Genomic DNA, 3038 nt, shown 5'->3' with positions numbered 1-3038 from the left:
CCACATGGTCGTGGTTCTGTGTCGACTGCAGCAGCGCTTGGAGACACGGATCAGGAACGCCCTGGGCTCTTCTGATCCCAGCGACGGACCGGGTAACGGCGGGAGGGACACATCGCTTTCGGCTCCGGGATACCATCGGCCTTCGGCTGGTAGCCCGGCGCGCTGTAACAACGCCGTTTCCAGCACGATGTCCGCAGCTGAAGAAGCGGCCCTGACAGATCATCAGAGACGTTGGGACGCGCTTGATGTTGAGGTCGGATACTCGCGGGTCCGCGCTGCCGAGATCGAGGCCATTGAAGCTGAAGACCAAATCCTCGATGCCGTGGCAGACACACCCGCACAGTCACTTGTCGGGGTCATCGCCAAACTAAAAGTCATAGTCGGCGCTGGCGAGAACGTGGATGACACTTCGTCATTTCCCTGGCCGCAAATTCAGTCGGTTTTGGCGGATCTCAAGGACCTGAGCGACCGCGACAGGCACGTGCTGCCGCGCCCCGGCGATAGCCAGCTTGGCGGCAATCAGCCTGGCGACAGCCCCGGCCTGGACGGCGAGACCGGCCGACCCCGCGCATACATGTCAGACGGCGAGACGGCTGCCGGAAGCCGCCGGCGGCGAGGCTGAACCCACTGCAGGATCGCGGGAGGCGAGACTGCGATGGCACGCGCCAACACACACCAGACGTCCCTGCATCGGCCGTCGAGCAGGCACCTTCACAACAATGGGAGAGAGAAAATGAGCTTGAGAAGTCCTGTGCGGCTCGCACTCATATGGAGTGCAGTTTTTGCGCTAGTGCTCATCATGTTGGGTGGCACGGCTTGGGCCGAGACCACCAAGGAGCGGATCTTGCGCGAGGGCAAGATCGTCATTGGCATCCACAACCGCTCACCCTGGGGCTTTCGCAATGAAGCCACTGGCGAGGCCAAGGGATGGCACCCGGACCTGCTGAGAGCTGCCTTTTCCGAACTCGGCGTCAAGGAGCTCGATATCCGGGTCACCGAGTTTGGGGCCTTGATTCCGGGTCTGCTGGCAGGGCGCTTCGATGCCGTTGCCTCTGGGCTTTCCATCACGCCTGAGCGCTGCCGGCAGGTCGCCTTCGGGTCTCCGGATCTGAAGGTGCACGACGCCGCCATCGTGCTCGCTGGCAACCCAAAACAGATCCATAGCTTTGCGGATATTGTGAGCAAAGAGATCATCATGGGTGCCGGACGCGGAAGTGTCTCGGTCAAGAATGCGGCTGCAGCCGGTGTGCCTGAAAACCGTATGCTGCTGTTCCCCGACATCGAAGCCAACATCTCGGCCCTGCGCTCCGGCCGCATCGATGTGACGGTGCTGTCGTCTCCCACCGTCATCGGGCTGCTTGCGGGCGGCAAGGCCAAGGGCCTGGAGAGTGCGACACCGTTCGTGACGACAGATGAACAGGCGACCTATGCAGCTGTCGCCTTCCGCGCCGAAGACCAGGATCTGAGAGCGCTGTGGGATGAACGACTGGCTGCCCTGACGCAGGACGGCACGGTGACCAAGATCATGGCCCGATATGGCTTTGGCGAGACTGAGGTCGTGCCGAATACGGTCACCGTGGAGAAGCTCTGTGGCAATGGCGCGGGTACCGACGGTGCTGGCACTGTGGGTGCGGGCAAATGAGTATGCTCGAGATCTGGCTCGGCATTCTGCAGGGATTTCGTGTCACCGCCCTGGTGACACTCTACGGCCTTGTCTTTGCCATCCCCTTTGGCCTTGTCTTCGGCGTCGCCCAGTATCTGACGACGGGTCCGGTGCGGTTTGTCGTGACCTCGATCATCGAGTTCTGGCGCAGCTCTGCAGTCATCATCTTGCTGTTTGTCTTCTACTACGCCCTGCCCCTGGCCGGAGTGGCGCTGTCCGCGATGACAGTCGCTGCCATGGTGCTGGGGCTCAACATTGGCGGTTATGCCAGCCAGGCCGTCAGGGCAGGCCTGCAGGCGCTCGACCGTGGCCAAAAAGAAGCTGGCCACGCACTGGGGCTCAAGCGCTCCACCATCTTGTTGCGCATTGAGCTGCCGCAGGCGCTGGTGGCGATGAGCCCGACCTTCATCAACCAGCTGATCCAACTGGTGAAGGCGACATCGCTGGTCTCGCTGGTCACGCTGACCGACATGACCTTCCGCGCCAAGGAGATCTCCCAGATCGAATACGATCCTGTGCCGATCTACACCTCACTGCTGCTGGCCTACTTCATCGTCTGTTATCCGGTCGCGCTGTTCGGGCGCTGGGCCGAACGGCGCATCAACCCGGCAAGGGAGGCGCGTCGTGGCGTTTGATGTCGCGTTTGCGCTGTCGACGGTGCCAACAATCCTGAGCGCCATCGGCATGACCTTGCTGGTGGCGGCCCTCAGCTGCCTCGGTGCCTCGGCCATCGGGTTCGGCTTTGAACTCATCCGCCGCTCGGGCGGTGTCGGAGGCCTCTTCGTCGGCTTCGTGATCGACTTCATCAGGGCAACGCCGGTGCTGGTCTGGCTCTATTGCCTGTATTTCATATTGCCGTTTTACGGCATTCGCCTTGGTGCGCTTGCCGTCGGCATCATCGGGCTCAGCTTCTATTACAGCGGCTATCTCGCAGAGGTGTTCAAGGCCGGCATCGATGCCATCCCCAATGGTCAGGCCGAAGCCGCAAGGGCCCTGGGGCTGAGCCGGATGGATGCCACCATCTTTGTCATCGCCCCGCAGATGCTGCGTAATATCGCAGCCCCCATGGGCAACTACTTCGTTTCGATCCTCAAGGCGACGCCCTATCTGGCGGTGCTGGCGGTGCCCGAGATGCTCGGACGTGCCTTCGACATTGCGTCTGACACTTATCGCTACGCCGAGCCGCTAACGGTTRCCGGCCTCATTTTCCTTGGTCTTGCACTCGTCATTTCGCAAGCCATCAAGCGGCTTGAGATCCGCCTGCTTGGGCCGACAAACCGGTAACCCCGCGGTCGGTCACGTCTCCGCAAATTCAGACACTTAGATTGTTCACTTAAAGCACAGAGAGAACCATGACCCAGACCGACGACCAGCT

3 protein-coding genes and 1 pseudogene are annotated in these 3038 nt (G+C 61.4%); all 4 read left to right on the top strand.

Annotation, left to right across the window (positions count from 1 at the left end; translation table 11 throughout):
* Positions 1–622, top strand: a pseudogene (locus AC1DUU_RS27675) (hypothetical protein); the annotation flags it as partial.
* A gap of 111 nt (positions 623–733) precedes the next feature.
* A complete protein-coding gene (gene ehuB, locus AC1DUU_RS27670; RefSeq protein WP_476786552.1) occupies positions 734–1642 on the top strand; it encodes an ectoine/hydroxyectoine ABC transporter substrate-binding protein EhuB in 909 nt (302 codons plus the stop codon).
* The gene (locus AC1DUU_RS27665) at positions 1639–2298 is read left to right on the top strand and encodes an amino acid ABC transporter permease (RefSeq protein WP_476786551.1); all 660 of its coding nucleotides are present in this window, start codon (positions 1639–1641) and stop codon (positions 2296–2298) included. Before ehuB ends, AC1DUU_RS27665 begins: the two co-directional genes overlap by 4 nt.
* Positions 2288–2947 (top strand): amino acid ABC transporter permease, encoded by a 660-nt coding sequence (locus AC1DUU_RS27660; protein WP_476786550.1) that lies wholly within the window; start codon positions 2288–2290, stop codon positions 2945–2947. Before AC1DUU_RS27665 ends, AC1DUU_RS27660 begins: the two co-directional genes overlap by 11 nt.
* Positions 2948–3038: the final 91 nt, after the last annotated feature.

The organism is Aminobacter sp. P4_H6_2, assembly GCF_056400805.1.
Note: the sequence above shows the minus strand (reverse complement) of the source record. Positions and strands in the feature narration are given on the sequence as shown.

What these genes read in the sequence shown, in the direction of transcription:
- ehuB (WP_476786552.1), top strand. Translation starts at nt 734, where the DNA reads ATGAGCTTGAGAAGTCCTGTGCGGCTCGCACTCATATGGAGTGCAGTT.
- AC1DUU_RS27665 (WP_476786551.1), top strand. Translation starts at nt 1,639, where the DNA reads ATGAGTATGCTCGAGATCTGGCTCGGCATTCTGCAGGGATTTCGTGTC.